This is a genomic window from Spirulina sp. CS-785/01 (assembly GCF_028330525.1).
Classification (GTDB): domain Bacteria; phylum Cyanobacteriota; class Cyanobacteriia; order Cyanobacteriales; family Spirulinaceae; genus JAQMSD01.
The window spans coordinates 1-6061 of the sequence record NZ_JAQMSD010000185.1 but is presented as its reverse complement, the minus strand read 5'-3'; the positions used below and the strand labels follow the sequence as shown (position 1 = coordinate 6061).

The 6061-nt window shown below is 49.5% G+C and carries 5 protein-coding genes and 1 pseudogene; 1 reads left to right on the top strand and 5 read right to left on the bottom strand.

Going from position 1 to position 6061, the window contains the following annotated elements; translation table 11 throughout:
- Positions 1-188: 188 nt before the first annotated feature.
- A pseudogene (locus PN462_RS12155) lies at positions 189-353 on the top strand (VapC toxin family PIN domain ribonuclease); the annotation flags it as partial.
- A 291-nt stretch (positions 354-644) separates the two neighbouring features.
- On the opposite strand, the gene PN462_RS12150 reads toward PN462_RS12155, so the two are convergent.
- The 5 genes from PN462_RS12150 to PN462_RS12130 form a co-directional block, all read right to left on the bottom strand.
- Positions 645-2174, bottom strand: coding sequence for a CorA family divalent cation transporter (locus tag PN462_RS12150; RefSeq protein ID WP_272128508.1), 1530 nt, complete (start codon positions 2172-2174; stop codon positions 645-647).
- 89 nt (positions 2175-2263) lie between these two features.
- Positions 2264-3475 carry an acetate/propionate family kinase gene (locus tag PN462_RS12145; protein WP_272128506.1) on the bottom strand — a complete coding sequence of 404 codons (1212 nt, stop codon included), beginning with the start codon at positions 3473-3475 and terminating at the stop codon, positions 2264-2266.
- Positions 3476-3540: 65 nt separating this feature from the next.
- Positions 3541-4209 carry an ExbD/TolR family protein gene (locus tag PN462_RS12140; protein WP_272128505.1) on the bottom strand — a complete coding sequence of 223 codons (669 nt, stop codon included), beginning with the start codon at positions 4207-4209 and terminating at the stop codon, positions 3541-3543.
- The gene (locus tag PN462_RS12135) at positions 4206-4814 is read right to left on the bottom strand and encodes a MotA/TolQ/ExbB proton channel family protein (protein ID WP_443029156.1); all 609 of its coding nucleotides are present in this window, start codon (positions 4812-4814) and stop codon (positions 4206-4208) included. Before PN462_RS12135 ends, PN462_RS12140 begins: the two co-directional genes overlap by 4 nt.
- Before the next feature lie 186 nt (positions 4815-5000).
- Positions 5001-5663 carry a sigma-70 family RNA polymerase sigma factor gene (locus tag PN462_RS12130; RefSeq protein WP_443029155.1) on the bottom strand — a complete coding sequence of 221 codons (663 nt, stop codon included), beginning with the start codon at positions 5661-5663 and terminating at the stop codon, positions 5001-5003.
- Positions 5664-6061: the final 398 nt, after the last annotated feature.

Here is a 6061-nt window from a genome sequence, read left to right as displayed (position 1 = left end):
CCCAAAAACGGCTCAGAACTCGTCACCTACTGGGAAAAGGTAGGAGTCATCAACACCCGACCCGACTTAGAAAACAGCCAACAAACCGCCCGCCAACTCCGTCACCAAGCCGAAACCCGACAGTCCCCCTAGAGAATGTATTTGATAGATACAAAGAGGCCATTCCCCTGCCATCCATTTATACCTGTGCCTTGTCTAACTTCACCGCTTACCGTTTATCACATAATATTGGGTTAATTGATACCTTAATTGCGGCCTGTGCGGTTGGCAATAATGCAACCCTTTGTACGTTCAATGTGAAACATTATCAAGTTATTCCTAACCTGCACATCGAACAACCCTACAGTCGATAAAACCACTAATATTAATCAACCACAAGAAGAACAGGAACTGAAACGGAACATCAAAACCCCACTAGCCTTGGGTTTAAACCCAAGGCTAAGAGCTAAAGTCATCTCAAGATGACTCATAGTACAAAAACCCAATTTCCCCCTCCTCTGGCCGCCATTCTAGGGGTTTAGAAACCGGGTTTCTTATTTCCATGAGAGGGCAAAATCAACCACTGGGAGAGAAACCCGGTTTCTCCCTTCACTACCAACCAAACCCCAATCATTAAAATCAACCAACCCCCCACAACCCAAAAACTAATCCCGCACTCGCCACCAAAACAACAAACTCAACACCACCCCCACCACAACTCCCACCAATAACGCCACAGACAAAGGTATCCCATCCTCCCCTGCCGTAATATTCCGTAAATTAATCCCCAAAAAGCCAATAATTAACCCCGGAATGCCAATAAACACCCCCAAAAAATTCAAACGGTCTTCCACCCGCTTTGTGCGCTGCTGTAATAAATACTCGTGCATCTCCTGCACCTCTGTACTCACCTCCCGATAGAACTGCTCCACCTGAAACACTTGTTGCCACCGCAGATAACAACGATGATGATGCTCTCGCTGCATGGCCTGAGTAAAATATCCCCGTGCCGTAAAGGACAATAACTGGTCTCGAATGCGTTGAAACGTCCGTTCTCGCTGCTTCTCCTGCTCCCCCACTAACCAATATTCCGCTACTTGGGCTGAAAGCGTCATCAAAGCAAACCGTTGATGGAGAGTTAATAAAAACAGCAGAAAATAATTCTCCCGTAAATGCTCAATCAATGTCCTCTGAAAAAACTCCGTCTCCGGCATATCCACCCCCACAAACCCCCCACCATCCAAGGAAAACACAAACCACTGCCGGGCTGCATAGGGGAGTAAGTTGGGATGGGCTAACTCTAAATCTGCTTCTGAGGGATGATTCCCCTGCTTACTATGAAAAAAGTTCCGCACCTGATAGAGTAACGAGGGAATCTCGGCCTCTCCCACCCCCTGCACCGAGAGTCCCACAAAGGGCAACAGTTGCCCCGGAATAAATACCTCCTCCCACCAGCACCCCCCTTTTTCCCCAGACCCGGTTTCTAAAAGGGGAAATAAAATCTCATCAAGGGTCCCCACTCCCTCTCGATGGTCTATAACTCCGCCAGCAAAATCGGGAAAATAGGGATGAGAACGAGGCGTTTGTAGCGTTTCGCTAAATCCAATTCGCTTATCCCCCTGTACCTTCACCCCCCGTTTCCCCTGCAAAAAGCGGAAATAATGAATAAAATCCAACCAATCTTCGAGTTGGTTACGTTTCGGTTGCGCTTGTACCGTTAAAAACCCGACCCCAATTTTAAATAATGCCAACTGCACCACCAATTGATTTTGATTTTCCTTCCCCCACCCAAAAGGAATGCGTTTCCCTTGGGGGGTGAGCAAGTCCCAATCATACTTAAACCCCAAATGCCGAGATAGGTCATAGGGGGATTCTACCTGGTCTGAGAGTTTCCAAAGATGGGCGGTTGGGGGAGTGTTTTGGGTGGGGTTGAGGTATTGGGCCACATAGGAAAGGAGGTCATCTTGGGGGAAATTTTGGGCTTCCCAAAGGGGTTTCCGGGCAAAGGTGGCTTTGTTGTCTAGGCGGGGATTTTCCTGAATTTTGTCCAGTGCGTCATAATAGGCTTCTTGGTCTATCTTTTCAGCATAGGGGGCTTGGTCAATGGCCCGACAATGCTCGGTAAAGTTCTCCCCCTGAAAGGCGAAGGGATAGACAAAGTAAAGAAAAGCCGAATCCCTGTTCACTTGACACATAAATTAGTAACTCCTAACGCTTCTGCATACGCCTAAACGCCATCCCGCATCGCTGACACCTTCCCTTAACTTACTCTTTGTTTATCGTATTATTTCCTCAAAACCCCATAAGTTGCCCGCGCGATCGCCCAATCCTCTTGCGTCGGAATCACCAACACCCGCACCCTAGACTCCGGGGTAGCAATATCCTGATTCTGCGGAGATTGTTCATTGGCCGACTCAGCCAACTGTACCCCCAAAAACTCCAACCCCTGACAAGTCTTGGCCCGCACCAGAGGGGCATTTTCCCCCACCCCTCCCGCAAAAATGAGCGCGTCGAGTCCCCCCAAGGCAGGAAGTAAGGCACTAATGGCGGACTGTAAACGGTGAATATACATAGCAAAGGCTAACTTAGCCCGTCCCTTCCCCGACTCTATCCCCCTCAATAAATCCCGCATATCCCCAGATTCTCCCGTAATTCCTTTAATCCCAGATTGCTTATTCAACAGCGTATCCACTTGCTCTAGGTTCAACTGATACTCTCGCATTAAATGTAGCGCGATCGCGGGATCAATCGAACCACTCCGAGTCCCCATCATCAACCCCTCCAACGGTGTAAACCCCATAGTTGTCTGTACACTCTGTCCCCCCCGAATCGCCGCCAGAGAGCAACCATTCCCCAAATGACAAGTAATTAACCGCAACTCCTCCAACGGCCTCCCCAGCAACACCGCAGCCCGTTGAGCGCAATATTCGTGGCTAATGCCATGAAACCCATAACGGCGGATGCCTCGCTCATACCACTCATAGGGAAGGGGATATACCGCCGCCTCCTCTGGCATTTGGCTATGAAAGGCCGTGTCAAACAGGGCCACCTGGGGAACATCCGGCAATAAGCCATTCATAGCCTCAATCCCCGCTAAATTCACCGGATTATGCACCGGGGCCAAAACACTTAATTCTGCAATTTTGCCTTGCACTTCCGGGGTAATGAGCGTGGCCTGGGTATAGTCTGCCCCCCCGTGTACCACCCGATGGCCAACCCCTTCAATTTCCTCCAGTTGAGCTAAAACCGCCGTTTCCCCTTGGGTGAGGGTATCCAGTAAGGCCGCAATCCCTTGGCGACGAGAGGGGGCGTTTAAGGTCTCCTGGTGGGGTTTTCCTTGGGCCTTGACTTTGAGGGTGGCGTTGTCTTGCCCCTGCCAATCGACAGTCCCCTGCCAGAGGGGAGTTAAGGGAGTCTCTAAGGGAGTCTCATCCGGCAAGTCATAGAGACAACTTTTTTGGGAACTCGACCCGGCATTATGAACTAAAATTTTCATGTTCAGCGTGGGATTGCGTCACGTTATGGTCTATTTTTCCGCAACTTTTCTCAAATGGGTCACGTTTACAGATTTTCGGGTTCGGTTTGGGGATTAGACGCTGGGGAATTTTCGTTATTGGGGGACGTGGGTTCAGTTTCTGGGACGGTTGGCTCAAAACCGGGGTTCAATTGCTCCTCTTGGGGCATTCCAGGCAGGGTAGGGAATGGATTGTCTGGGAGGGGGGTTTCGGGGGTTGTGGGGCTGTCTGGGGCTTCTGTGCCTTCGGGAAGGGTGGCTAAGGCCACGCGATCGCCCCCCACCTCTTTTAAAATATCCAATACCTGAATCACCTCATCATAACGGGCTTCTTTGGAGGCATACAACACCATCAACCCATCAGGCCGGGTTAAAAAGTAATTTTCCACGGCCTGATACAACTGGTTACGACTATTGACGGGCTGTTGTTCCACATACACCTGGCCAAAATCATCCAAACTCACAATCAACATTTCCCGCATCTGGGGGGCCCCAGTAGAGGCTTTGGGCAAGTCTAAACTAATGGCTTGCTGCCGAGAAAACCCCACCGCCGCCAAAATAAAAAAGGTGAGAATACAAAAAATGACATCAATCAGTGGGATAATCTCAATGCGCACTTCCTCCTCTTGGCGCGTTTCATTCCAAAGTTTCAGGGGTTGAACGTCGAGGGGAGAGTTACGTTTTTGGGCTTTCGGGTTGGGTTTCGCTTGACTCATGATTTTTTAGAACTACTGAAGGGCGGACTCGCTTTACTGGCTGTTTCCTCGCCAGACTCTAACCATTTTTGACGGTACAACACTTCTAAATCACTGCCCGCTTTGCGAAAAATGCGGACTTGACCAAAGAAAAAGGCTTGAAAGAGACGATAGAAGGCTAAACTAATAATCGCCACCACCAGGCCAACGGCGGTCGAAATGAGGGATTCTCCAATCCCTAATGTTACGCCAGCCGTGGAAGCAGTTCCTAAGTCACTAATACTAATTGATCCCAGGGAGTTAATGAGACCTAGTACGGTCCCTAATAAGCCCAACAGTGGGGATAGGGCAATCACCGCTTCGAGAATTTTGTCCCCCCGTCGCATCAGGGCTAATTCATCATCGGCGGCGGACTCCATGGCCAAGTGAAACACTTCTGGTTCGGGGTCCTTTAATTGTAACGGGGTATATAAGAAGCGTCCGATGGGGTGTTCTCGGTAGTCTCTAGCAATTTGTACTGCCGCATCCCAATTCCGGTAAGCGGCCTCCATGACGCTAGTGAGAATTTGCCGTTCTTGCAGTAAGACTCTTGACCAAAACCAAATCCGGTCAAAAATCACACCCATGGCCAAGATGGAGAGAAAAATCAGCGGCCCGATGGCGATCCCACCTTTGTCAATAATGTTCAGGATACTTTCAAATGTCACAGTTGTCTCCTCCCCTTAACCCACAGGTTCTTCGACTATCCAATTTATTTTAGTGGGTTATTTGTCTTTGGTCATGGGTTTTTTGTCCGAGAGGGGCTTCGTAGTTCACCCTTCACTACTGACTAGGATTGACTGGTCATCGGCGATGGGTTCTTCGGTTTCTCCTAGGTAAATGACGCGGATGTCTTGGGGGAGATTGTCTTCTAGGAGAAAGTAGCCTTCTTCTAGGTAGTCTTGGACTTGGGCCGGGGATAAGTCTTCTCCTTCGGCTTGGAGATAGGCGGCAATGCGGGTGGGACTCCAGTGGAAGGTGCGCGACATGACTAGGCTAAGACGAGTGACGGGGGGGAGTAAGTCTAAGGCTTGTTCGAGGTAACACCAGAGGGGCGGAGAGACGGTTTGTAGGTTGTAGTTGATGGCTTCGACGGGGGGGAGTTGGGCTTGGTTGATACATAAGGCGGTCATGTTGATTAGCCAATTTTGAAAGGAGTTGCTTTCGTCTTCTTGACTGGGCCGCAGTTCTAACCCCCGCATTTCGTAGAGGATGTGTCGCCAGGTTAGGGCAAAGAGATAGTCGCCTTGGACGGGCGATCGCGCGGAATGGGCAATTAAAGTATAGACAATGGGACTATATCGGCAAAATAAGGCGACAAAATACTTCCCCTGTTCTGGATACCGTTGAAACAGAGTCAGTAATTCGCGATCGCTATGGTGAAATAGTGATTTCACTAGCGGATGATTGCATTCTGGAAAACGCTGGGTTTGCACTTCGGAATCCCCCTCTCCCTCAAGGCTGTTGTTACGTCCTATTTTAAACAGTAATCACTAATCAGTAATCAGTAAACAGTCATCAGTCATCAGTCATCGGTTATTGTCAGACAAGGTTTCGGCTAGCTAGGGCAGTTATCCTTGATTTATGGGGGGGGTTGGGGATTTCCCTATCTCACTCTCTTGGGGGACATTGGTGTAGGTTGGGTTGAGGGAGGACACCCTGGACAGGGCTTGTGTTGGGTTACGCTTCCCTTCACCCAACCTACCATTTTTGTTGGGTTACGCTTCCCTTCACCCAACCTACCATTTTTGTTGGGTTACGCTTCCCTTCACCCAACCTACCATTTTTGTTGGGTTACGCTTCCCTTCACCCAACCTACCATTTTTGTTGGGTT